Genomic DNA, 24745 nt, shown 5'->3' on the forward strand with positions numbered 1-24745 from the left:
GGGCCGGCGCCGCGTGCGAACCGGTTGCGCTTACTTCGAGAGCGCGGCTTTGACGAGCCCGGAAACGGCCGTCATGTCGGCGCGCCCGGCGAGCTTCGGCTTGAGCACGCCCATCACCTTGCCCATGTCCTGCGGCCCGGCTGCGCCCACCTGGGCGACGGCGGCCTGCACTTCGGCGGCGATCTCGGCATCCGAGAGCTGCGCGGGCATGTAGGCGGCCAGGACGGTCAGCTCGGCGGCTTCCTTCTCGACGAGATCGGTGCGGCCCGCGGCCTCGAACTGGCTGATCGAGTCCTTGCGCTGCTTGATCATCTTGTCGATGACCGCCGTGATGCCGGCGTCGTCGAGCGTCACGCGGTCGTCGACTTCACGTTGCTTGATAGCGGCGAGCAGCAGACGAATTGTGGCAAGGCGTTCGCTTTCGCGCGCGCGCATCGCGGCTTTCATGTCGTCGTTGATCTGGTCTTTGAGACTCATCACTCACCTGAAATACGTTGGGGTTGCTGGAATGCAAAAACCCGCCTGGAAACGCTTCCAGGCGGGTTGGCGCAAATTCGACATGGTTGCGACCACACCAGAGGGCAGCGGCGGCCGCGTTGCGCTAAGTCACCCAAGGCCGCGGGCCGGCTGTCCACGTCGCCGCGAAGCTCACGCGAAGTCCACGCTGGAACTGCGCGGCCACGCGCCACGGCGACGCCAGAATCAGTACAGCTTCTTCGGCAACATCTGGCTGCGCAGACGCTTGAAGTGGCGCTTCACCGCCGCCGCCTTCTTGCGCTTGCGTTCAGCCGTAGGCTTCTCGTAGAACTCGCGCGCGCGAAGTTCGGTCAACAGGCCGTTCTTCTCGATCGTGCGCTTGAAGCGGCGCATGGCGACTTCAAAGGGTTCGTTTTCTTTTACGCGGATGGTCGTCATTTTCCAATAACGGATCGGGGGTAAAGAGGATTGAGTATAGCAGTTCCGGGTTTGCGCATCGTGCGCCTGCTTGGGGGGAAACCCCAATTCCGGGCCACGGTGTCGACCGCGCCCAGAGCCTTTCCTGGCGGGGCTGCGCAGTATCAGGCAGCGCCCGGCCCGACGAGCAGCAGCGGCACATGCGTGATCTCGATGGCACGCTGCGCCACGCTGCCGAGCAGCCAGCGCGCGACGCCCCGCCGGCCCTGCGTGCCCAGTGCGACGAGATCGGCCTGCCAGTCTTGCGCGTCGCGCAACACAGTGTGGGCGATGTCGTCGCGCAGGCGAGCGGTGGCCACGAGCGCGGTTTCATAGGCACTGCCTGACGCTTCGAGTGGCTCGTGCGCGCCGGCCAGCGCCTTGCGGCCAAGCTCGGTGAGCGCGTCTTCGAGCACCGACCCCGGCACCGGGTCGCCAGCCACACTGCTGCGGTCCACGACATAAACCGCGCGCAACGTGGTTTGCGATTCGGCCAGCCGCACCGCCGCGTTGATCGCCTGCGCCGAGGCCGGACTGCCGTCCGTCGCCAGCAGGATGCGGGCAAGCGGCGCGTGAGCGCGCGTTTCGTCGTACTCCACGGGCACGACCAGCAGCGGACAGGGCGCGCAAACCGCGAGCGCGCCCGAAACCGAGCCGTCGATCCAGCGCTTCATGCGCCCCTGGTGCCGCGTGCCGACGATCAGCATGTCGGCCTGCCAGTCACGCGCCGCATCGGCTAGCGCCGGCACGACGGCGCCTGCCTCGGCAGAAAGACCGACCACCTGCCCTTCGACCAGGGCCACTTGCCCGTTGAACGCCGTCATCGCCTGCTCGAGCGTGCGCTCGGCCGCGTGGAGATATTCGTCGCGCGCGACACTGAGCGCGTCCGTCATCCACGCGTCGCCCGCGGTGTAAGCGCCGCCCGCATTCCAGGCGCGCGGCTGTTCGGCCGCGCACACGATCCGCACGTGGGCGTCGCGCGGCACCACTCGCGACGCAAAACGCAGCGCCTGCGTCGATGCCTTCGAATCGTCCACCGCAATCATGATTCGCCGCAGTGGCCCGCGCAGTGCCTCAATGTGCTGCTGTTCCTCTCGATTCACGTTTCGTACCTTTTCCTCATGGTCAGGTATTCAAGCGTGAACCTCGGGCGCCCAGGCAACCATGACTCGGGTCAGCCGCGAGAGATTCGGCAGTGCGTGTCGGTCAGAAAATCAGCTTGCGCTCGCCGAATACTGGGCGGCGGCCTCCCCGGCCGCGACGCCCGAGGCCCACGCCCACTGGAAGTTGTAGCCGCCAAGCCAACCCGTCACGTCCACGGCTTCGCCCACGAAGTAGAGGCCAGGCACACGCTGGCTCATCATCGTCGCCGAGGAAAGCTCGCGCGTGTCCACGCCGCCGCGCGTGACTTCCGCCTTCTTGTAGCCTTCGGTGCCAGTGGGTGTGAGCGTCCACTGGGCGAGCCCTTCGCCGATCTTGCGCAGCGTTTTATCCGGCAGATCGGCGATACGCGCGTCGGCCTTCACCTGATGCGCCTCCAGCCACACATGCGCGAGCCGCGCCGGCACCCACTCGGCGAGCAGATTGCCGATCTGGCGTTTCGTCGCGCCCTTGGCCTCGATCAAGGCCGCCGCCGGATCGTGCTCGGGCAGCAAGTTCACGCGGATCGGCTGGCCCGGCTGCCAGAAGCTCGAAATTTGCAAGACGCCGGGTCCGGAAAGGCCTCGGTGCGTGAAGAGCAGGTCTTCATCGAAGGCGCCGCCGGTTTTGCGCTCGCCCGTCGCCACGTGAACTTCGAGCGAAACGCCCGCGAGCGGCACGTAGGGCGTCCACTCGTCCTGCGCGAACGTGAGCGGCACGAGCGCCGGACGCGTATCGATCAGCTTGTGGCCGAACTGCTTCGCAACGCGATACGCGAAATCGGTAGCGCCGATCTTCGGGATCGACAGGCCGCCCGTCGCAATCACGAGCGCTTTCGCGCGTATCTCGCCCTGCGGCGTGCCGAGCGTAAAGCCCGCGCCGTCGGCATGGCTCACCGCTTCCACCGGCAGCGGGCGGCGCCACGACACGCGGCCGGCGTCGCATTCGGCGCGCAGGACGTCGATGATCGCCTCGCTCGACTGGTCGCAGAAAAGCTGGCCCTTGTGCTTTTCGTGCCAGGTCACGTGGTGTTGGCGCAGCAGCGCGAGGAAGTCGCGCGGCGTGTAGCGCGCGAGCGCCGAACGGCAGAAATGCGGGTTGTTCGAAAGATAGTTGGCCGGGCTCGCGTGCAGGTTCGTGAAGTTGCAGCGCCCACCGCCCGAGATGCGGATTTTTTCCGCGAGGCGCGGGGCGTGGTCGATCAACGCCACGCGGGCGCCCTGCTGGCCAGCCACCGCCGCGCACATCATGCCGGCCGCCCCTGCGCCGATCACGGCGATGTCGAAAGATTCCATGGCGCGCATTCTACCTGTGCGGCGGCGGGGCTTGTCCGCGGGGGGCCCCGCTTGCGGCCCCCAGCCGGCTTTCACGCGCGCTGCTATACTTTTATGTTCTCTTAATTCTTGATTTAGCGACGGTTTTTAGCGGTTCATGCCGCGCAAGGCCGTCGCCGCGCCCCACATCATGCTCGTTCTCGGCATCGAAAGCTCCTGCGACGAAACCGGCCTCGCGCTCTACGACAGCGAGCGCGGCCTGCTCGCGCACGCGCTGCACTCGCAGATCGCCATGCACCGCGAGTACGGCGGCGTCGTGCCGGAGCTTGCCTCGCGCGACCATATCCGCCGCGCGCTGCCGTTGCTCGAGGAAGTCCTCGCGAAGAGCGGCGCGGCGAAAAGCGACATCGACGCCATCGCCTTCACGCAAGGCCCCGGCCTCGCGGGCGCGCTGCTCGTGGGCGCGAGCATCGCCAATGCGCTTGCCATGGCCTGGAATCGTCCAACCGTGGGCATTCACCATCTCGAAGGGCACCTGCTTTCGCCGCTGCTGGTCGACGCGCCGCCGCCGTTTCCGTTTGTCGCGCTGCTGGTGTCGGGCGGCCACACGCAACTGATGCGCGTGACCGACGTGGGCGTGTACGAAACCCTTGGCGAAACACTCGACGACGCAGCGGGCGAAGCCTTCGACAAAACGGCCAAGCTGCTTGGCCTCGGCTATCCGGGCGGCCCTGAAGTCTCGCGCCTTGCGGAGTTCGGCACACCTGGCGCGGTAGAACTGCCCCGCCCGATGCTGCATTCGGGCGATCTCGACTTCAGCTTCAGCGGACTCAAGACGGCCGTGCTCACGCAAGTGAAGAAGCTCGGCACGAATATCTGCGAACAGGGCAAGGCCGATATCGCGCGCGGTTTCGTCGATGCCGCCGTCGAGGTGCTGGCCGCGAAGTCGCTCGCCGCGCTCAAGCGCACGAAGATGAAGCGCCTCGTGGTGGCGGGCGGTGTGGGTGCGAACAAGCAGTTGCGCGAGACGCTTTCGGCGGCGGCGCAAAAGCGCGGCTTCGAGGTGCATTACCCCGATTTGTCTCTGTGCACCGACAACGGCGCGATGATTGCGCTCGCGGGCGCGCTGCGCCTGAAGCGCTGGCCCGAGCAAGCCACGCGCGATTATGCGTTCACGGTGAAGCCGCGCTGGGATTTGACTTCGCTCGCGCAGTAAGCGCCGAGCGCATCGCGGATCGATCCGCCGGCACCTGAAACTCAGAAACGCTGTGTCATGCCTACGACTGCCAGCGTTTGTTTGGTACCCGGGGCCGTCACGCTCACGCCAGACCAGCTCATCGTGGACGAGCCGTTGTTCTTCATGTAGCCCGCGCGCGCATAGATGGACGTCCGCTTCGAAAGACTGTGGTCGACACCCAGTTGCACGGCCCACATATTGTCATGCACGCCGCGTACGGCGCGTTGCAGCGCCGCGATTTCGATTGAATCCGCGGGCGTGACTTGAACCGTGGCGCCGGCTTGCATCAAGCTATACGAATGCACGGCCGAAAGCTGCGTCGCGAGCGGACTCGCGTCGTCGTGCTTCGGGCGATGATATCCGTAGATGAACTGAAGATTGACGATCCCTATCTGATAAGCGAGCGCAGTATTGAAATGCTCGGTTCCTGCCGTATTCAGGACGGACGGCAAACTGGCCAGAGTCTTCGTGCCCGGATGCTGATACTGGTACGCAATCCCCGCATAGAGACCATAGCCCGACCAGGTGGCGGCAACATCGACGATATTGCCGTTCGTTTGCGGCGCAGGCTGCGTCACGCTGGACTGGAACGCGTACATGGCCAGCAGCTGGAGCCCCTTGAGACTCGGTGACCGATAGACGACCGAATTGCTCGAGCGCCCGCCGCTCGACTGCAAGCCAACCGTATTACGGTCGACGACATTGCCCGCTGCGGCTAGCAGCGATATCACTTCATTGGCAAGGAACGGATCGCCTGGGTAGAGCACCCAGAAAGTCGGCTGATACTGGCGCCCCAGGGAGACCGTGCCGTACTTCTCGTGCGCAAGCCCCACCCACGACTGTCGATAGAACATGGCGCCCGTATCGGCAAAGGCAGTGCCATTGTTGATGTTGAAGCCATTTTCGAGCGTAAATACGGCTCTCAGGCCCCCGCCAAGATCCTCCGAGCCCTTGATGCCGAAGCGCGACGGCACACCCCCACCGCTGCGCTGCGACCACGATTGCTTGCCGCCATTGTTGAGGAACTGGACGAACGCGTCGGCAACGCCATACAACGTGACGCTCGTTTGCGCACTCGCACCGCTCACCGCCAGAATCAGTGCTGCGCCGCAAATGCTTTTCATGCAAAAGCCCATGATGTCTCCTCCACTGACTGTTTCTCATTGATGCGTTGGTCGTCGCTCGCGGGTGCGTATGCCGGCGCGTGATGACGTTGCATCGAAGTGGAGTTATAACGACGAAGGCAGGCTGTAGCCTTGCCGCACCTCAAGCGCGCGTTCGTCTATGCGAAACCGCGTATGCTGCGCTGGCGAAAGCGCGACAGTTCAGAAAGGGCTCAAGGAAATATTTAGGAAAATAATGTCAGGATTGCAAAGCAATGCTGGTCTGAGCGGTAATGAAGCGCGCCGGGATTTGACGTCGCTTGTGCAGCAGTAATGCGCTTGCCGCCGTAGAAGCAAAAAGCCGCCCGAGGGCGGCATTTTTGTGGACGGCGCAACCAGGCGGTCAGCTTTACGCCACGCGCTTGTCGTGTTCGATCACGGCGTAGGCGCTGTGATTGTGGATCGACTCGAAATTTTCGGCTTCGAGCGTATAGCCGATCACGCGCGCATCGGCATTCAAGCGCACGGCCACGTCGCGCACGAGGTCTTCGACGAACTTGGGATTTTCATACGCGCGCTCGGTCACGAACTTCTCGTCCGGGCGCTTGAGCAGGCCCCACAGTTCGCACGACGCCTCTTCTTCGGCAATGCGAATGAGGTCTTCAACCGGCAGATCGCCTTCGAACTCGACGTTCATCGTCACGTGCGAGCGCTGGTTGTGCGCACCGTATTGCGAGATCTTCTTCGAACACGGGCACAGGCTCGTCACGGGCACGAGCACCTTGAGGAAGAGGCGCGTTTGACCGTTGCGCACGTCGCCCGTGAGCGTCACTTCGTAGTCCAGCAGACTTTCCACGCCCGACACCGGCGCGACCTTCTTCACGAAATACGGGAACGCGACTTCGATCCGGCCCGCCTGCGATTCGAGCTTCGTGAGCATCGCTGCCAGCATCGCGCGGAACGTGGCGGGCTCGAGCGGCGCCTTGCTCTCTTCGAGCAGCGCGACGAAGCGCGACATGTGCGTGCCTTTCTGGTCGGCCGGCAGATGAACGTCGAGGTTCCACATGCCGACGCTCGGCTGGACGTCACCCGCGCCCGTCTTCACGGTGAGCGGATGGCGCACGGCCTTCACGCCCACGCGCTGGATCACGATCTGACGGGTATCGACGGAGCTTTGGACGTCCGGCATCACGAAGGCCGGGTTCATCTGATTCATGTTCTTATCCTCAAGCCGCGCCGAGTGCGGCGCGCAAATGGCAAACGCCGGCATGAGCCGGCGTTTGCTGGCGGAAAGCCGGGTACGAAACCCGCCCGCCAGTTCAAATGTGAATGGTCTGGCGCGAGGCGCCAATTAACCTGGAGCAGCCTCGATCGACCTTACGCGACGCGCATCACCGACTTGCCGGACACATTCGCCGCCTTGTCGAGAAAGCGTTCGCGAATGGACTTCGCGATCCCTGCTGCGTCGAGCCCACAGCCCGCCAGCAGCTTTGCCGGGTCGCCGTGGTCGATGAAGCGGTCGGGGAGGCCCAATTGTAGTACGGGCTTGATAACCCCACTTTCAAGGAGGGCTTCCACGCAGGCCGAACCGGCGCCGCCCATGATGCAGCCTTCCTCCACGGTCACGATGTAATCGTGCGTTTCGGCGAGCTGTTTCACGAGTTCCGCGTCGAGCGGCTTCACGAAGCGCATGTTCGCCACGGTGGCGTCCAGCTCTTGCGCTGCGGCGAGGGACGGCGCAACCATCGTGCCGAACGCGAGAATCGCAATGCGGCTGCCTGCCGGCGCCTTGCTCTCGCGGCGGACTTCCCCCTTGCCCACCGGCAGCGCGGCCATCTGCTTGACGGTCGCAACACCCGTGCCCGCGCCGCGCGGGTAGCGCACGGCCGTCGGGCAGTCCTGCTGGAGTGCCGTGTACAGCATCTGGCGGCATTCGTTTTCGTCGGACGCCGCCATGATCATCATGTTCGGAATGCAGCGCATGAACGCGAGATCGTAGGCGCCCGCGTGCGTCGCGCCATCGGCGCCGACGAGACCCGCGCGGTCGATGGCGAACACGACCGGCAGGTTCTGCAGCGCCACGTCGTGGATCAGCTGGTCGTAGGCACGCTGCAGGAAGGTCGAGTAGATCGCGACCACGGGCTTCAGGCCCTCGGCTGCGATACCGCCCGCGAACGTCACCGCGTGCTGCTCGGCAATGCCCACGTCGTAGTAACGGTCCGGGAAGCGCTTTTCGAACTCCACCATGCCCGAGCCTTCGCGCATGGCCGGCGTGATGCCGATCACGCGGTGGTCGAGCTCGGCAGCGTCGCACAGCCATTCGCCGAACACCTGCGTGTAGGTCTTCTTCGCGGGCGTTGCCGACGGCTTGATGCCTTCAGCCGGGTTGAACTTGCCGGGACCGTGGTACAGGACCGGGTCGGCTTCGGCGAGCTTGTAGCCCTGGCCTTTCTTCGTCACGACGTGCAGGAATTGCGGGCCGCGCAGTTCCTTGATGTTCTGCAGCGTCGGGATCAGCGAATCGAGGTCGTGACCGTCGATCGGCCCGATGTAGTTGAAGCCGAATTCCTCGAACAGCGTGGCCGGCACGATCATGCCCTTCGCGTGCTCTTCGAGCTTGCGCGCGAGATCGAGCACCGGCGGCGCATGGCGCAGCACGCGCTCCACGCCTGCGCGTGCGGCGGCGTAGAAGCGGCCCGACATGAGGCGCGCGAGATGGCGATTGAGCGCGCCCACCGGCGGCGAAATCGACATGTCGTTGTCGTTGAGGATGACGAGCAGCGGCACGTCGTCTTCGACGCCGCCGTTGTTCAGCGCCTCGAACGCCATGCCGGCCGTCATCGCGCCGTCGCCGATCACGGCGATGCCCATGGCGTTGTCGCCCTTGAGCTTGCTCGCCACGGCCATGCCGAGCGCCGCCGAGATCGACGTGCTCGAGTGCGCGGTGCCGAACGTGTCATACGGCGACTCGTCGCGTTTCGGGAAGCCCGAAATGCCGCCGAGTTGGCGCAGCGTCGACATCTGGTCGCGGCGGCCCGTCAGGATCTTGTGCGGATAGGTCTGATGGCCCACGTCCCAGACGATGCGGTCGCGCGGCGTGTCGAACACGTAGTGCAGCGCGATCGTCAGTTCGACCGTACCGAGGTTGGACGACAAGTGGCCGCCCGTTTGCGAGACGCTCTCGAGAACGAAGGCACGCAGTTCGTCGGCAAGCGGTTGCAACTGGCGGCGATCAAGGCGGCGCAAATCCGCCGGGTCGTCAATGGTTTTCAGCAAGTCGTACATCGTCGTTCCATTGTAGGAAAACTGGCGCTCCCGCACTTGTTCTGCGCATTACATCCCATTTCATGCGCGTGGGCGGGTTGGCGCGATCAGCTCACCCGGTTCACCACCAGGTCAGCGAGTTCGGCGAGGCGCTGTGCGCGCGCGCCGAACGGTTCGAGCGCCGCGTGCGCGTCGGCGCGCAACTGCTGCGCGAGTGCACGCGAGGCATCAAGACCGATAATCGACACGTAGGTCGGCTTGCCGTCCTTCGCGTCCTTGCCCGCGGTCTTGCCGAGCGTTGCGGAGTCGGCGGTGACGTCGAGAATGTCGTCCACCACCTGGAATGCGAGGCCCACGGCCGCTGCGTATTTGTCGAGCGCGGCAAGGCTTTGCGCCGAAGGCGTCTCGCCCGCAAGCGCCCCCATGCGGACCGCGGCGCGCAGGAGCGCGCCGGTCTTCAGGCGGTGCATGGTCTCGAGTTGCTCGCGGGTGAGCGAATGGCCCACGCTCGCGAGGTCGATGGCCTGGCCGCCGGCCATGCCGATCGAGCCGCTAGCCAGCGCGAGCTCGCGCACGAGCGAGGCCTGGCGCTCAGCGCTGAGCACATCGGACGTCAGCGCGACGAAGGCTTGCGACTGCAGCGCATCGCCCACGAGGAGCGCCGTCGGTTCGTCATATTTGACGTGTACGGTGGGTTTGCCGCGACGCATGTCGTCGTCGTCCATGCACGGCATGTCGTCGTGCACGAGCGAGTAGACGTGAATCATTTCGAGCGCGCAAGCCGCCGCGTCGAGCGCTTCGGGCGTGGCGTTCGTGAGTTCGCCCGCCGCGTGGCACAGAAGCGGACGCACCCGCTTGCCGCCGCCCATCACGGCATAACGCATGGCGTCATGCAGCGGCGCCGGCAGCACGTCGGCAGCCGGCAAATAGTGATCGAGCGCGCTTTCGACCCGGTCGAGTACCTGCCGGGTCCATTGGTCAAATGTCATAGATCGTCGTCTCCGCCCGCTGCGGAGTCTGTCGTATTGAGGGGCACGGGCCGCAACGTCTCGCCGTCGAGCACGCGCACCTGTTGTTCAACCTTTTCGAGCTGCTGCTGGCAGAAGCGCACGAGCGCCGCGCCGCGACGATACGCCGCTAGCGATTCTTCCAGGCTCAGGCTGCCGCCTTCCATGCGTGCAACGAGCCCGTCGAGCTCCGCAAGCGCCGCCTCGTAGCTCTCGGGCAGGGTTTCGCCCTCGGCCAGCCCGGCTGCGCTTTCGCCCGCGCCAGCGCGGTCTTTCGTTGCGGATTTCGCCATGAGTCGTCGCCAGAATGAAACAAGGCGGACATTCTACGGCAAAAGGTCCCTTTCGACCCGCTCCCCGGCTTGTGTACCCTCTCGACCACACACTCGGGGACAGTACAGATCGGTTCCAGACGGCCCGATTCCCCGTGCATTTGTCTCATATTTCCTGATTTTCTGCCGTCTTTCCGGTGTAATTTTGGCAAAAATCAGTCACTTAGCTACCCCATGACGGGGTAACCGGGTATAATCGCCGGCTCCCTAAATCGAATCTTCGATGGTTGGGTTGTTCACTGCTTTCACGTCTTCATCGGGAGTGGGAATGTCCAATCTGAGCAATGCATTGCAGCTGAAGTCTATCCACAGCCAGCTGCCAGTCACCGCTTATTTTGACGAAGCGCTACTCAAGCGCGAAATCGACACGCTTTTCCAGAAGGGTCCTCGCTACGTCGGGCACGAACTCATGGTGCCCGAGGCGGGAAACTATTTTGCGCTGCCTGGCGAGAAAGAAGGCCGCGTGCTCGTTCGCAACAAGAGCAACGAGATCGAACTGCTCTCGAACGTGTGCCGGCACCGCCAGGCCATCATGCTAAACGGTCGCGGCACAGCAGACAACATTGTATGTCCGCTGCATCGCTGGACCTATGACCTCAAGGGCGAACTGCTCGGCGCACCGCACTTCGCGGACAAGCCGTGTCTGAATCTGAACAGCTCGCCGCTGCAGAAGTGGAACGGGCTGCTCTTCGAATCCGCGGGCCGCGACGTCGCGCGCGATCTTGCACGCCTTGGGCCGGCGAAACACCTCGACTTTACGGACTATATGTTCGATCACGTCGAGGTCCACGAGTGCAACTACAACTGGAAGACCTTCATCGAGGTCTATCTGGAAGACTATCACGTCGTGCCGTTCCACCCGGGCCTCGGCAACTTCGTGTCGTGCGACGACCTCCAGTGGGAGTTCGGCGACTGGTATAGCGTGCAGACGGTCGGCGTGCACAATCACCTCGGCAAGCCGGGCAGCCCGACGTACCGCAAGTGGCACGACGAGGTCCTGCGCTTTCGCAATGGCGTGCCGCCCGAGTTCGGCGCGATCTGGATGGTGTACTACCCGAATCTCATGATCGAGTGGTATCCGCACGTGCTCGTCGTTTCGTGGCTGATCCCCCAGGGCACGCAGAAGACGACGAACATCGTCGAGTTCTATTACCCCGAGGAAATCACGCTGTTCGAGCGCGAGTTCGTCGAGGCCGAGCGCGCCGCCTATATGGAGACGGCCGTCGAAGACGACGAAATTGCCGAGCGCATGGACGCCGGCCGCCGTGCGCTCTTCGAGCGCGGCGTTTCGGAAGTCGGCCCGTACCAGAGCCCGATGGAAGACGGCATGCAGCACTTCCATGAGTTCCTGCGCCGCGAGCTGGGACCGATCTGATGCCCGGCAGGCGCAAGCCTCTGGCGATCATGAGCAATGCGGAACGCATGACGGAAAGACGGGCTTAGGCCCGTCTTTTTGTTTAGACTGACGGCATCGGGCCGTTGTATAGCTGGAGATGGCGGCCTTGCACGAATCAAGGAGCCGTCATGCCCCACACGCACTACACCACACTGATCTCGGCCGCCAATCTGCACGAACGCCTGACCGCCGCGCCGGGCAGCGTGCTGGTCTTCGACTGCCGCTTCGATCTCGCCGATCCCGCCGCCGGTGAAAATGGCTATGCGCTCGGCCATCTGCCCGGCGCGCAATACCTGCATCTGGACCGCGACCTCTCGGGCCCGAAGACCGGCAAGAACGGCCGCCACCCGCTGCCCGACCGTTCGGCGCTCGTCGCCACACTCTCGCTGCACGGGCTCAACGAAGGCCAGCAGGTCGTCGCGTACGACGCACAAGGCGGCGCCTACGCCGCGCGCCTGTGGTGGCTCTTGCGCTGGCTCGGCCACGACTCGGTGGCCGTGCTCGACGGCGGCCTCAAGGCATGGGAAGCAGCCGGCTTCCCGCTCGTGCGCGACGTGCCCACGCCCGCTCGCGGCACCTTCAAGGCCGGTGCACCGCTCCAGGTGACGGTGGATGCGCAGGCCATCGTACGCAATCTCGCCACGCACGAACTCACGGTCGTCGACGCGCGCGCCGCCGACCGCTATCGCGGCGAGAACGAAACGATCGACCCGGTGGGCGGCCATATTCCTGGCGCGCGCAATCGGTTTTATCAGGACAACCTGACGGCAGACGGCCGCTTCAAGTCGGCGCATACGCTGCGCGAGGAATTCACCGCCGTGCTGCCCGGTATCACGCCCGAACACGTGGTCCTGCAATGCGGCTCGGGTGTGACCGCCTGCCATAATGCGCTCGCGATGGAGATTGCCGGCTTGCACGGCGCGGCCCTCTACCCCGGATCGTGGAGCGAATGGAGCGCCGACCCGTCGCGGCCGGTCGCCACAGGCCCCAACCCCTGAGCCGGGAGCCACGCGCCGGGCACGGCGTCAAACCGCGCCGTGCTCCTTGAACCAGGCGATCGCGCGCTTCCATCCGTCTTGCGCATCGGCCTTGCGATAGCTCGGGCGGTAGTCCGCGAAGAACGCGTGGCCCGCGTCGTCGTACACGACGATTTGCGAGCCGCGCCCGCCCTGCGGACCCTGCGCGATAGCGGCCTTCATCTGCTCGAGCGTGTCCTGCGGGATGCTCTGGTCCTGCAAGCCGTACATGGCGAGCACCGGCACCTGCAAGGTGTTCGCGAGATCGAGCGGATTGCTCGGCGCGTTCGCCGTGTGCGGGCCCGCCACGCGCCCATACCACACCACTGCCGCCTTGATGTGCGGGTCGTGCTCGGCATAGAGCCACGCATAGCGCCCGCCCCAGCAAAAACCGTTCACGCCTACGCGCTTCGTGTCGCCGCCATGTTCGCCCGCCCAGGCAATGGCCGCGTCGATGTCGCCGATTACCTGGGCGTCGGGCACCTTGCTCGCGATGTTGTCGTTGATCTGCTGAATCGTCGGGTACGCCGAGGCATCGCCCTGGCGCACGAAGAAGTCCGGCGCGATGGCCAGATAGCCGAGCTTCGCGAAGCGGCGGCACACATCGGCGATATGCTCGTGCACGCCGAAGATCTCGTGAATCACGATGATGACCGGCAGATGCGTCTTGCCGCGCGGCTGGGCGCGATACGCCGGGATGAGTGTCCCATTCGACTCAAAGCCGATCTCGCCGGCTTCGAGACCTTCGCTGTCGGTGTGGATGGTTTGCGCGGAGACGGGCAGCACGGCAGCGGCAAATCCGCTGCCGAGCGCCGCCTTGATGAAGGTACGCCGGTTGAACGGCACGTGCGGGACGAGGCTATCGACTTCGGGTTTCAGCATGCAGCGCTCCTTTGAGGTCAAACTGCGGAAACAGGCAGAATAGCGCTGCGCCCCGCGCAAGCGCCGCTCAGTGCAGCTTCACACGCGGCAACGTCGTGCGGCGCAGCCAGTGCGCGAAGGTATCGAGCACCATGCGCGCGTAGCCGTGCAGCGCCGCGATGTGCAGCCGGTACAGCGACATGTACATGAAACGGGCAAACAATCCTTCGATCAACATATTCCCGCCGATCAACCCACCCATCAGATTGCCGACCGCGCTGAAATGGCCGAGCGACACCAGCGAGCCGAAGTCGCGATAGGTGAACTCCTCCAGCGGCTTGCCGGCGAGCAGATTGCCAAGCGACTTGAACAGGAACGTGGCTTGCTGGTGCGCGGCCTGCGCGCGCGGCGGCACACCGCGTTCGTGGCCCGGCCATTCGCAGGCCGCGCAGTCCCCGAGCGCGAAAATGTTGTCGTCGAGTTCGGTTTGCAGCGTACGGCGCACGATGAGTTGGCCGAGCTTGTTGACGGTGAGGCCATCGAGCCGCGAGAGCACAGCCGGCGCAGTGATGCCCGCGGCCCAGACCGTGAGGTCCGCGCGCAGGTTCTTGCCGCTTGCCGTGCGCACGACGCCCGGCGCGACCTCGGTCACGCGCTCGCCAGTCAGCAGCTTCACACCGAGCTTGTTCAGCAGCTCCGCCGTGGCCGAAGAAACGCGCTCGGGCAACGCAGGCAGGATGCGCGTGCCCGCCTCGATCAGCACGATGCCCACGTCGTGCCGCGGATCGAGCTTGTGCAGCCCATAGGCCGAAAGCACCTGCGCGGTGTTGCGCAACTCGGCGGAAAGCTCGACGCCCGTCGCGCCTGCGCCGATGATCGCCACTTGCACGCGCGGCTCGCCGCCCCCGTTCATGGCCGGTGTGAGATCGTCTGCCGTCACCTCCGCCGCGACGCTTTCGGGCGCCAGATGTTCGGCGCGCATGCACGCGGCGATCAGGCGCTTGCGAAAGCGCTCGGCCTGCTCGACGGTATCGAGCGCGATGGAATTCTCGGCCGCGCCCGGCACGCCGAAAAAGTGCGTCGTACTGCCGATGGCGAGCACCAGCGTGTCGTACTCCAGCACGCGCTCGGGCAGCATTTCCGCACCGTCTTCGTCGAGCACGCGCCCGAGCGTGATGCGCTTCGCCGCGCGGTCGAGCCCGATCAGTTCGCCCTGCTGGAACTCGAAGCCATGCCAGCGCGCCTGCGCCGGATATTCGAGCTGATGCGTGAACGGATCCATGCTGCCCGCCGCAACTTCGTGCAGGAGCGGTTTCCAGATATGCGTTGGATTGCGGTCGACCAGGGTGACCGATGCCGCTTGCGGCTTGCCACGCTTCGCGCGCGCTTCGCCGTAACGATCGCCGAGCCGTGTTGCCAGTTCCAGCCCGCCTGCGCCTCCTCCCACAACGATAAAGCGATGCATAGACTCTCCGTGCATGTCGAAAGGCGATAGAAAGGCCGATGCATCGGCAACATCACGCGCGGGGCACCGGCCTTCGATCAAATCATTGTCGGCTGACGGAGCGCGCGGCGGCAACCCTTGCGGCGCGCATTCGCGACATCACGCACGCGAGGCTTGCCTTATCGCGCGCGTGCAGTTAGGTCTTTGTTGCGGTACGGCGCATTCAGTATGTACTTAGTAGAGCTGCACTAAGCACTGCAACGCCTTCGGTACGGCTTCAGTGCGCCTCTTCCCAGTTTTCGCCCACACCGACTTCGGCCACGAGCGGAACCTTGAGCTGCGCCACCGAGCACATCAGTTCGGGCAAGCGCTTGCGCACCTCGGCGAGTTCGTCGCCCGGGACTTCGAGCACCAGTTCATCGTGCACCTGCATGATCATCTTCGTGCCGATCTTGCGTTCGTCAAGCCACTTCTGCACCGCGACCATGGAAAGCTTGATGAGGTCGGCAGCCGTGCCCTGCATGGGCGCGTTGATGGCGGCGCGCTCGGCGGCCTGGCGGCGCGGGCCGTTGCCGCCATTGATCTCGGGCAGCCACAGACGGCGGCCGAACACGGTCTCCACATAGCCGCGCGACTTCGCATCCATGCGCGTTTCGTCCATGTAGCGCGCCACGCCCGGATAGCGCGCGAAATAGCGGTCGATATAAAGCTTCGCCGCGTCGCGCGTAATGCCGAGATTCGATGCGAGCCCGAACGCGCTCATGCCGTAAATCAGGCCGAAATTGATGACCTTCGCGATGCGCCGCTGGTCCGAGCTCACTTCGAGCGGCGTGACGCCGAACACCTCGGCGGCCGTGGCGCGGTGAATGTCGTCGCCGCGTGCGAACGCCGCGAGCAGCGACTCGTCGCCCGAGATATGCGCCATGATGCGCAGTTCGATCTGCGAGTAGTCGGCGGACACGATCTTGTGACCCGGCGGCGCGATGAACGCTTCGCGAATGCGGCGCCCTTCGCCCGTGCGCACGGGGATGTTCTGCAGATTCGGATCGTTCGACGCAAGCCGGCCGGTGACCGCCACGGCCTGCGCGTAGTTCGTGTGCACGCGGCCCGTTTGCGCATTGACCATGCGCGGCAGCTTGTCGGTGTACGTCGACTTGAGCTTGGCAAGACCGCGATGCTCGAGCAGGATCTTGGGCAGCGGGTAATCTTCGGCGAGCTTTTGCAGCACTTCTTCGTCGGTGGAAGGCGCGCCGCTAGGCGTTTTCTTCACAACCGGCAGTTGCAGCTTCTCGAAGAAGATCTGGCCAATCTGCTTGGGCGAACCGAGGTTGAATTCGCCGCCCGCGAGCGCATACGCTTCCTGTTCGAGCGCAATGAGCCGCACGGCGATCTCGGCGCTCTGCTTCTCGAGCCGTTCGGTGTCGATGAGCACACCGTTGCGCTCCATCTTGCGCAGCACGCGCGACGTAGGCAATTCGATGTTGCGATAGACGTAGTCGAGGCCCTTCTCCGGCGCGATCTGCGGATAGAGCGCGCGGTGCAGTTGCAGCGTGACATCGGCGTCTTCGGCAGCGTATTCGGCGGCCTTTTCCAGCGAGACATCATCGAAGCCGATCTGCTGCGCGCCCTTGCCCGCCACCTCTTCGTACTTGATCGTCTTGATGCCGAGATGGCGCAGCGCGAGGCTGTCCATGTCGTGACTGCGATGCGATTCGAGCACATACGATTCGAGCAGCGTGTCATGCTCCACGCCGTTCAGCTCGATACCGTAGTTCGCGAGCACCTGCTCGTCATACTTCATGTGCTGGCCGACTTTCTTGTGCTTTTCGCTTTCGAGCCACGGCTTCAGGCGCGCGAGCACTTCGCCCTGCGGCAGTTGATCGGGCGCGTCCGGGCCGCGATGCGCGAGCGGCAAATACGCGGCAACGCCCGGCTCCGTCGAGAACGACATGCCAACGAGCTTCGCGACCATCGGATCGAGCGCCGTGGTCTCGGTGTCGAACGCCGTGAGTTCGGCGGCCTCGATTCTCTTGAGCCACGTATCGAACTGCGGCCACGTCTGGATCGTTTCGTAATGGCGCGGCGCATCGACGAAGAGCGCGGGCTGCACGATCGCGTCTTTCTCGGGGGCGTCGCCTTGGGTTGCGGCGGGCACCGTTTCGCTCTGCTGGCTCGCTTCGGTCACTTCGCGCAGCCAGGTCTTGAAACCGTGGCGCGCGAAGATATCGCGCAGTTCTTCGCGCGCTTCAGGGCGCGTGGCGAGCGACGCTTCGATCGTCTCGAGATGCGGCGCGAGGTCACAAGCCGTTTCCACCGTGACGAGCTTGCGCGCCATCGGCAGGAAGTCGAGCGCGTCGCGCAGATAGCCGCCCACGGCGCCCTTGATTTCGTCCGCATGCGCGATCACGCCATCGAGCGAATCGTATTGCGTGAGCCACTTCACTGCGGTCTTCGGGCCGCACTTGTTCACGCCCGGCACGTTGTCGACGGTGTCGCCGATGAGCGAGAGATAATCGATGATGCGCTCGGGCGGCACGCCGAACTTCGCGATCACGCCTTCGCGATCGAGCGTTTCGTTCGTCATCGTGTTGATGAGCGTGACGTGGTCCGTGACGAGCTGCGCCAAGTCCTTGTCGCCCGTGGAAACGATGACCTTCATGCCGCGCTTTTCCGCCTCGCGGGCGAGCGTGCCGATCACGTCGTCGGCCTCGACGCCTTCGATCATCAGAAGCGGCCAGCCGAGCGCGCGCACCGCCGTGTGAATGGGCTCGATTTGTGCTGCGAGCGGCTCGGGCATGGAAGGCCGGTTGGCCTTGTACTCGGGGTACCAGTCGTCGCGGAACGTCTTGCCCTTTGCATCGAACACGCACGCGCTATACTCTGCCGTAACGTCCTTGCGCATGCGACGCAGCATGTTGATGATGCCGTATAGCGCGCCCGTCGGTTCGCCGTCGGGACCACGCAGGTCCGGCATCGCATGGAAGGCCCGATAGAGATAGCTAGAACCGTCGACCAGCAGCAGGGTCTTCCCTTCCAGCTCATTTTGTAGCTTCGTTTCCACGCGTAGTTCTTCAGGCATTATGGACAAGAGAAAAGTGATTCCGAGTCTGCGTTCACTCGCAGATCAAGAGCGCGCGACGGCCAAGAAGGCGCGCGCATCGTGGCAGATGTTCACGATTATGGCAGAGTTTATTGAGGCGACCGAGTACCTGTCCGAGATCCGGCCAGCGGTCAGCATCTATGGCTCCGCCCGCCTGAAACCGGAGTCGGAGTACTACCAGCTCGCCAGCACGATCGCGCGAAAAGTCTCGGACGCGGGCTTCGCCGTGATCTCCGGTGGCGGCCCCGGCATCATGGAAGCCGCGAACCAGGGCGCGCATGCGGGCAAGTCGCCTTCGGTGGGCCTGAACATCGAGTTGCCGCACGAGCAGTCGGGCAACCAGTGGCAGGACATTTCGCTGCGTTTTCGCCATTTCTTCACGCGCAAGGTCACGTTCGTGAAGAACTCGGACGCCGTGATCGTCATGCCCGGCGGCTTCGGCACGCTCGACGAACTGGCCGAGGTGCTCACGCTCATCCAGACGAAAAAGTCGCGTCACGTGCCCATCATTCTGGTGGGCAGCACGTTCTGGAAGGGCCTGCTCGACTGGTTCCGCTCGGCGCTCGTGCCGATGGGCCTCATCAATCCCGAAGACATGGACTTGATGCAGGTGATCGACGACCCCGACCAGGTGCTCGAAGCCGTTCTCAAGTTCTACGAAGATGCGGACACCGCCGAAGATGCCGGCAAGGAACACCCAGCGCGCCGCGACCGTGACCGCGACTCCGACGAAGACCGGATGTTCTACCTCTGATGCAGCGCTTCAAGCGCAGCGTGCGGATGGCTTGCGGTTAATGTTTCCGTAGGCCTGCGCACCGCTCGCGCTTGAGCGCATCACACTCCTCATGCTTTCTCCGCGCTTGCGGGCACGCCGGATGCACCGAGCGGCGCCCGCGCGCTCGCCTGCTCCTCCAGCCAGCGGCAAAACTGCGAGACGAGCGGCGCTTGCGCCACCTCGCGGCGCGCCACCCACCAGTAACCGCGCGCGTCGAGATGCGGTCCTGCCAGCGGGGTGACGAGACGCCCTGAAGCGAGTTCGTCGTCGAGCAGCGGCAGCGGGCCGAGCGCCACGCCAAGACCATCCACGGCAGCCTGCAAGGCCAGGTAGAAGTGGTCGAACGACTGCTTCTTCCGGCATTTGGCCTTTACCCCCGCGGCCGCAAGCCACGTACGCCACGCATCGGGACGCGTGTCCGAATGCAGCAGCACATGGCGCGCCAGATCGCCCGCCAGGTGAATCGGCGCGCGTTTGAGCAGCGCCGGGCTGCACACCGGCAGCTCCATCTCATCAAGGAAATGACCGGCCTCGCAGTCGGGCCAGTGGGCCGGACCGCGCCGCACGGCCACGTCGAAGCCTTCGAGCGTCTCGACCGGCGCGTTCGAGGTGGACAGGCGCAACTCGACGTTCGGCGCGAGACGCTGAAACTGCGAGAGCCGCGGCAGCAGCCATTTCATCGCGAAGGTAGGTAGCGCATTCACGCGCAGCACGTGCACCACGCCCGTGTCGCGCAACTGGTTGGTTGCGCGCGCGATGTCGTCGAATGCCGATTGCACAGCGGCCAGGTAGCGCCGCCCGTCCTCGGTCAGCGCGACCCGCTTGCCGTGACGATGAAACACCTGCACGCCGACCCACGCCTCGAGCGCGGCCACCTGCCGGCTGATGGCACCGTGAGTCACATTGAGCTCGCCCGCCGCGGCGGAGAAGCTGTTGTGCCGCGCTGCGGCTTCGAACGCGCGCAGCGCGGGAAAGGGAGGAAGGGAGCGTGCCATCCTTGTGAGTGTAGATCACAAGAGCGCGCCATAGAAATCGTTTTGCCGCGCGCGCGATTGGGCTTAATCTCCGAACTTGCCTCAGAGGTCCCTTCCATTCATGAAACAACCCATCTCATCGCCCGCCGCTACCGCTGCCGCGACCGGCACGGACGACGGCCTGCACACGCCCACGGTGCGCGATCTGTTCTACGGCTTCCTCGGTCTTGGCTTCACATCGTTTGGCGGCGCCCTGCCATTGGCGCGCCGCACCATCGTCGAGCAGCGCCGCTGGCTCAGCGCCAGCGAGTTCACCGACCTGCTCGGGCTCTGCCAGTTTTTGCCGGGCGGCAACGTCATCAACCTGTCGGTTGCGCTCGGCATGCGATTTCAGGGCTGGCGCGGTGCGCTCGCGGGCATTCTCGGCCTGATCGCGGGTCCGTCGCTCGTCGTGATCGGGCTCGGCGTGCTCTACGAGCGCACGCAAAACGACCCGCACGTGCGGCACTTGTTCGTGGGGCTCGCCGCGGCGGCCGCCGGGCTGCTCGTCTCGATGGCGCTGAAGATCGTGCTGCCGCTGCGGCGCGACCCCGCCGCGGCCGTCGTCGCCGCGCTCGGCTTCGTGGCCATTGCCGTGCTGCGCACGCCCCTTTTGCCCACCATGCTCGTGCTGACGCCAGTCGGCATCGCGCTCGCGGCCCGCGCGGCGCGCAAGGAAGGAGGCTCGCGATGACCGCCACACTCGTTGCGCTCGCTGCAATCTTCAGCCAGCTCTCGCTGCTCGCATTCGGCGGCGGCAACACGATCCTGCCCGAGATGCAGCGTCAGGTCGTCGAGGTGCACCACTGGATGCCCGCAAGCGAGTTCAGCGCGCTCTTCGCGCTTGCCCAGGCCGCCCCGGGGCCGAACATGATGGTCGTGACGCTGGTGGGCTGGCACGTGGCCGGCTGGGCGGGCATGCTGGTCACGTCGATTGCGAAGTTCGGACCGTCGTCGCTCGTCACGATCGCCGCACTGCATGCGTGGGACCGCTTCAAGGACCGCCCGTGGCGTCGCATCGCGCAAAAGGGGCTCGTGCCGGTAACGGCGGGCCTCGTGGCCGCGAGCGCGGTGCTGATTGCGAAGGCTTCAGATCCTTCGTGGATCGCGTGGGCGATTACCGGCGTGTGCGCCGTGCTCGCGTTTCGCACGAAGATTCACCCGCTGTGGCTGCTTGGCGCGGGGAGTCTGATCGGGTTGTTGGGGTTTGGGCAGTGAAGTGACGGCGGGGGTTGGGGATGGTGCGATTCAGGCTTCCTCGATATTCACCATCCACGCCGCACGCCTGCCGCCGATCGCCACCCGCGCGACCAGTGCGATTCCGATCAATGCCATGCACAGGGTCAGCGCGAGAATGACGGCCTCCGTTCCCAGGCGCGACGCGCAGAGCCCAACCAGCAGCCCGGCAAGCGGCTGGGTCAGATTGTTAAGTAGTGCGATCAGACCCACGGTCTTGCCGAAGTCCTCCGCGGGAATCAGCCGTTGCCGCACCCCACGCATGAATACGCTGAACATCTTGTCAAAGCCGATGACCGCGACAAAGCCTGCGACATAGACAAAAGGCAGCGATTTCCACCCCGTCAACAAACCGCCTAGCACGATCAGCAGATAGGAGACCGCGCCCGATACGCGCGCGGGCAGCTTCACATGAGCGACGAACATCAGCACGACGACCGTTGCGATCGAGCCGGCCACCTGCAGCCACGCATAGGCTGAAGCCGTCTGACCATACACCCCCGTGAACATGGCCGCCGATGTCGCGAGCGTCACGCCAATGACGAGATTCACCCCAGCCGCAAGCAGGATCATTTCCAGCAAGCCGGGTATCGCGACGATGTGCACGAACGCAATGCGATACGGGACGAGCCAGTTCCGGCGAGGATGCGCTTGATCGAACACCGGCACCTGCTGCCCCGCAGCCCAAAGTGAAAACGCGATATCGGACGCGAGGAAAATCGCGGCTGTGGCCAACACCACGTACTCCCAGCCCGAAACGCCCAGTAAGCCCGCTGCTGCGAGCGGTCCCAGGACGGTCCCCAACTGATCCGCGATCTGCGTGTACGAGAGACTTTTACGGTAGGCGTCGCCATGAAAGATGCGCGGCAACATGGCTTCGCGCGCCATGAAGCCTTGCGTCGTGAGGACGCCCGCGCCCGCCGAAATGACGATGAGCCACACGAGGCTGCCGTGTATCGCGAAAGCAAGCACGCCGCCAACGCAGACGATCGAGCGCCAATGCTGACTCCAGCGAATCAGCTTGAGCGTCGAAACACGGTCGCAAAGCGCACCGCAGACCGGAAAGGCCGCATAGCGCGGCAACGCTTCGCAGAAGAATGCGATGCCCGACCATGCAGCGCTCCCCGACAGCTTGAATACGACAAGCGGCACGGTGAATAGCAGGATCTGATCCGCGAGTCGCGTGAGCAGCAGTGAGAGGTAGAGGAGTCTAAGGTGCCCGCGCACGCCTGCGTTCCTGTCAGGTAAGCGAGAACGACAAGACAAACCGGCGGCGAGCCTGTGGCCAGCCGCCGTCGTTCAAGACGCGCCTACTGAAACGCCACCTCCGCAAAACTGCGCAATTTCCGGCTATGCAGCTTGTGCAAGCCGTTCGTGCGCAGAATCTCCATCGCCTTCACGCCGATCTGCAAATGCTGATCGACCTGCGCGCGATAGAACGAATCGGCCATGCCCGGCAGCTTGAGCTCGCCGTGCAGCGGCTTGTCGGAAACGCATAGCAAGGTGCCGTACGGTACGCGAAAGCGGAATCCGTTCGCGGCGATGGTCGCGCTTTCCATGTCGAGTGCGATCGCGCGGCTCTGCGAAAGGCGCAGCACCGGCTCGCGATGATCGCGCAGCTCCCAGTTGCGGTTGTCCACGCTCGCCACCGTCCCCGTGCGCATCACGCGCTTGAGTTCCACGCCGTCGAGCTTCGTGACGTCCGCGACCGCCCGCTCGAGCGCGAGCTGCACTTCCGCGAGCGCCGGAATGGGCACCCACAGCGGCAAATCGGCGTCGAGCACGTGATCCTCGCGCACATAGCCGTGCGCGAGCACGTAGTCGCCCAGGCGCTGCGTATTGCGCAGGCCCGCGCAGTGGCCAAGCATGATCCACGCATGCGGGCGCAGCACGGCAATGTGATCGGTGATCGTCTTGGCGTTCGACGGGCCCACGCCGATATTGATCATCGTGATGCCGCTGCCGTCCGCGCGCTTGAGGTGATAGGCCGGCATTTGCGGCAGGCGCGCCGGCGCCGTGCCCTCGTCGTCCTGCTCGCCCAGGTTCGCGTTGTAGGTCACCACGTCGCCGGGCTCGACGAACGAGGTGTATTCGCTGCGGTAGTTGCGCAGGTCGGCGTCGTCGGTATGCGCCATCATCGCGCGGCCGAGCTTCACGAACTCGTCGATATAGAACTGGTAGTTCGTGTAGAGCACGTAGTTCTGCACGTGCGTGGGCGACGTAGCCGTGTAGTGCTTGAGCCGGTGCAGCGAGAAGTCCACGCGCGGCGCGGTGAAGAGCGCAAGCGGATGCGGCTCGCCCGGCTCCGGCTCGTAAGTGCCGTTCACGATGCGGTCGTCGAGCTGCGCAAGATCGGGCACATCGAACACGTCGCGCATGGCGAAGAGGCGTTCGCGGTCGAGATCGCCTTCGAGGTGGATGCCTTCGGCGAACGCGAAGTGCACGGGAATCGGCTGATCCGATACGCCCACTTCGATAGCCACGTGATGGTTCTTCGCGAGCAGGCGCAACTGCTCGCGATAGTAATTGCCGAACAGGTCGGGCCGCGTGACGGTGGTCTCGAACACGCCTGGGCCGGCCACGAAACCGTACGAGCGGCGCGAGTCGATATGTGTGTTGACGTTGGTGCGGATGCGCACGAACGGGTAGCACGCGCGCACGCGACGGTCGAACGCCTCGCCGCGGCGATAGCGCGCAAACGCGTCGCGCAGGAAAGACGTATTCGCTTCGTAAATGCTCGAGAGGCGCGCCACGGCGTCGGCGGCGTCGTCGAAAGATTCGTCCGGGAAGTCGTGCGCCGGCGTCATGAGGGGCCGCAGGTAGTCGTTCTTCATCTTCGTTCGCCTCTCCGTTTGATGGGTCCACATTACCACGGAAGCCACGAATTTCTGGCGACGAACCTCGCCGCGTCCAGGGCTTTTGCAACACCGGCCACGCGCGGGCTGCGGGCGCCGCGCACCGCCCGCCGGGCGCGGGCCGCAGCGCCTGCGCGACATGGGGCGAAGCGCCCGGATTTGCTAGAATTGGGGCATCCCATCGGAGAATGACCATGAAGTCGCACCTTCTTGCCGCCGTCGCGGTGACACTCGCTTTCAGCAGGGTCGCCATGGCCGCGCCGGCCGACGACGCAAAGACCGCCGTCGAGGCACAATCCGCGCAGTCCGAGAATGAACGCGCGGGCCTGCCCGACCTGGCCGCGATCAACAACCAGCCGGCCGCACGCGTCACCTCGAAGGTCAACATCAACGACGTGCCGCGCGTGCCCAGCTATCACGAAGTGAGCCGGAATGGCACCGAAATCACCGAATACCGCGACAAGGGCAAGCCCGTCGAGATCAACGTGCATTCGAACTTCGGCACGCGCTACACGATGAGCGCGAACCCCGACACCTCGCCGCAAGTGCGCAACAACGGCCAGGCCAGCACGCGCCTGCCGTCGATCAACCTGCATTACTGAGCCATCTGAGCGCGGGCATGCCTTTATGAGGCATCTCCGCGCCACCGCCATGTGCGCCGCCCCATAAGTCGGGCCACCGCCATCGCGCCTGAGCCGGACACGCTCGCAAGCCCCTCGGGCAGCACGACGCAGCGTTCGCCGACCCGCCAATACCACT

The 24745-nt window shown here is 64.7% G+C and carries 22 protein-coding genes; 7 read left to right on the forward strand and 15 right to left on the reverse strand.

The window, feature by feature from the left end; translation table 11 throughout:
- Positions 1–30: 30 nt before the first annotated feature.
- The 4 genes from U5A52_RS02690 to U5A52_RS02705 all read right to left on the reverse strand — a co-directional run bounded on the left by U5A52_RS02690 (position 31) and on the right by U5A52_RS02705 (position 3368).
- The gene (locus U5A52_RS02690; RefSeq protein WP_321909686.1) at positions 31–477 is read right to left on the reverse strand and encodes a GatB/YqeY domain-containing protein; all 447 of its coding nucleotides are present in this window, start codon (positions 475–477) and stop codon (positions 31–33) included.
- A gap of 225 nt (positions 478–702) precedes the next feature.
- Entirely contained in the window at positions 703–915 is a 213-nt protein-coding gene (rpsU, locus tag U5A52_RS02695) for a 30S ribosomal protein S21 (protein WP_013434742.1), read from the reverse strand.
- A gap of 143 nt (positions 916–1058) precedes the next feature.
- Complete coding sequence (locus U5A52_RS02700; protein WP_321933807.1) at positions 1059–2036, reverse strand: universal stress protein; 978 nt, start codon at positions 2034–2036, stop codon at positions 1059–1061.
- Between the two features lie 111 nt (positions 2037–2147).
- On the reverse strand, positions 2148–3368 hold the full coding sequence (locus U5A52_RS02705) for an NAD(P)/FAD-dependent oxidoreductase (protein WP_321933809.1): 1221 nt from the start codon (positions 3366–3368) through the stop codon (positions 2148–2150).
- A 169-nt stretch (positions 3369–3537) separates the two neighbouring features.
- Here U5A52_RS02705 and tsaD point away from each other — a divergent pair, with 169 nt between their 5' ends.
- Positions 3538–4563 carry a tRNA (adenosine(37)-N6)-threonylcarbamoyltransferase complex transferase subunit TsaD gene (gene tsaD, locus U5A52_RS02710; protein ID WP_321909694.1) on the forward strand — a complete coding sequence of 342 codons (1026 nt, stop codon included), beginning with the start codon at positions 3538–3540 and terminating at the stop codon, positions 4561–4563.
- Positions 4564–4604: 41 nt separating this feature from the next.
- Here the strand turns inward: tsaD and U5A52_RS02715 are convergent, their stop codons facing one another.
- The 5 genes from U5A52_RS02715 to U5A52_RS02735 form a co-directional block, all read right to left on the reverse strand.
- Entirely contained in the window at positions 4605–5708 is a 1104-nt protein-coding gene (locus U5A52_RS02715) for a porin (protein WP_321933811.1), read from the reverse strand.
- Between the two features lie 388 nt (positions 5709–6096).
- The gene (folE2, locus tag U5A52_RS02720; RefSeq protein WP_321933813.1) at positions 6097–6903 is read right to left on the reverse strand and encodes a GTP cyclohydrolase FolE2; all 807 of its coding nucleotides are present in this window, start codon (positions 6901–6903) and stop codon (positions 6097–6099) included.
- Positions 6904–7064: 161 nt separating this feature from the next.
- Complete coding sequence (gene dxs / locus U5A52_RS02725) at positions 7065–8972, reverse strand: 1-deoxy-D-xylulose-5-phosphate synthase (RefSeq protein ID WP_321909701.1); 1908 nt, start codon at positions 8970–8972, stop codon at positions 7065–7067.
- Between the two features lie 86 nt (positions 8973–9058).
- On the reverse strand, positions 9059–9940 hold the full coding sequence (locus U5A52_RS02730) for a farnesyl diphosphate synthase (RefSeq protein WP_321909704.1): 882 nt from the start codon (positions 9938–9940) through the stop codon (positions 9059–9061).
- Positions 9937–10251, reverse strand: a complete 315-nt coding sequence (locus U5A52_RS02735; RefSeq protein WP_321909706.1) for an exodeoxyribonuclease VII small subunit — start codon at positions 10249–10251, stop codon at positions 9937–9939. Before U5A52_RS02735 ends, U5A52_RS02730 begins: the two co-directional genes overlap by 4 nt.
- Positions 10252–10558: 307 nt before the next feature.
- Here U5A52_RS02735 and U5A52_RS02740 point away from each other — a divergent pair, with 307 nt between their 5' ends.
- On the forward strand, positions 10559–11665 hold the full coding sequence (locus U5A52_RS02740) for an aromatic ring-hydroxylating dioxygenase subunit alpha (RefSeq protein ID WP_321909707.1): 1107 nt from the start codon (positions 10559–10561) through the stop codon (positions 11663–11665).
- Positions 11666–11814: 149 nt separating this feature from the next.
- Positions 11815–12684, forward strand: coding sequence for a sulfurtransferase (locus U5A52_RS02745; RefSeq protein WP_321909709.1), 870 nt, complete (start codon positions 11815–11817; stop codon positions 12682–12684).
- Positions 12685–12711: 27 nt separating this feature from the next.
- Here the strand turns inward: U5A52_RS02745 and U5A52_RS02750 are convergent, their stop codons facing one another.
- The 3 genes from U5A52_RS02750 to polA form a co-directional block, all read right to left on the reverse strand.
- A complete protein-coding gene (locus U5A52_RS02750) occupies positions 12712–13584 on the reverse strand; it encodes a dienelactone hydrolase family protein (protein WP_321933815.1) in 873 nt (290 codons plus the stop codon).
- Between the two features lie 67 nt (positions 13585–13651).
- Complete coding sequence (locus tag U5A52_RS02755) at positions 13652–15028, reverse strand: NAD(P)/FAD-dependent oxidoreductase (RefSeq protein WP_321933817.1); 1377 nt, start codon at positions 15026–15028, stop codon at positions 13652–13654.
- A gap of 256 nt (positions 15029–15284) precedes the next feature.
- Positions 15285–18086 carry a DNA polymerase I gene (gene polA, locus U5A52_RS02760; protein WP_321934165.1) on the reverse strand — a complete coding sequence of 934 codons (2802 nt, stop codon included), beginning with the start codon at positions 18084–18086 and terminating at the stop codon, positions 15285–15287.
- Between the two features lies 1 nt (position 18087).
- On the opposite strand from polA, the gene U5A52_RS02765 reads away from it, so the two are divergent.
- On the forward strand, positions 18088–18861 hold the full coding sequence (locus U5A52_RS02765; protein ID WP_321909716.1) for a TIGR00730 family Rossman fold protein: 774 nt from the start codon (positions 18088–18090) through the stop codon (positions 18859–18861).
- Positions 18862–18950: 89 nt separating this feature from the next.
- Here the strand turns inward: U5A52_RS02765 and U5A52_RS02770 are convergent, their stop codons facing one another.
- Positions 18951–19877, reverse strand: coding sequence for a transcriptional regulator GcvA (locus U5A52_RS02770; protein ID WP_321933819.1), 927 nt, complete (start codon positions 19875–19877; stop codon positions 18951–18953).
- A 100-nt stretch (positions 19878–19977) separates the two neighbouring features.
- On the opposite strand from U5A52_RS02770, the gene U5A52_RS02775 reads away from it, so the two are divergent.
- Both U5A52_RS02775 and U5A52_RS02780 read left to right on the forward strand, forming a co-directional pair.
- Positions 19978–20589, forward strand: coding sequence for a chromate transporter (locus tag U5A52_RS02775; protein ID WP_321909721.1), 612 nt, complete (start codon positions 19978–19980; stop codon positions 20587–20589).
- Positions 20586–21113, forward strand: coding sequence for a chromate transporter (locus tag U5A52_RS02780; RefSeq protein WP_321909723.1), 528 nt, complete (start codon positions 20586–20588; stop codon positions 21111–21113). Before U5A52_RS02775 ends, U5A52_RS02780 begins: the two co-directional genes overlap by 4 nt.
- Before the next feature lie 30 nt (positions 21114–21143).
- On the opposite strand, the gene U5A52_RS02785 is transcribed toward U5A52_RS02780, so the two are convergent.
- Together U5A52_RS02785 and U5A52_RS02790 are read right to left on the reverse strand one after the other, a co-directional pair.
- Positions 21144–22358: an MFS transporter gene (locus U5A52_RS02785; RefSeq protein ID WP_321933821.1), complete on the reverse strand. Its 1215-nt coding sequence runs from the start codon at positions 22356–22358 to the stop codon at positions 21144–21146.
- A gap of 83 nt (positions 22359–22441) precedes the next feature.
- Positions 22442–23965 carry an AMP nucleosidase gene (locus U5A52_RS02790; protein ID WP_321909727.1) on the reverse strand — a complete coding sequence of 508 codons (1524 nt, stop codon included), beginning with the start codon at positions 23963–23965 and terminating at the stop codon, positions 22442–22444.
- Between the two features lie 215 nt (positions 23966–24180).
- On the opposite strand from U5A52_RS02790, the gene U5A52_RS02795 reads away from it, so the two are divergent.
- Positions 24181–24588, forward strand: a complete 408-nt coding sequence (locus tag U5A52_RS02795) for a hypothetical protein (RefSeq protein WP_321909728.1) — start codon at positions 24181–24183, stop codon at positions 24586–24588.
- Positions 24589–24745 lie beyond the last annotated feature (157 nt).

The sequence above is a fragment of the Paraburkholderia sp. J8-2 genome, from assembly GCF_905220195.1.
Classification (GTDB): Bacteria; Pseudomonadota; Gammaproteobacteria; order Burkholderiales; family Burkholderiaceae; genus Paraburkholderia.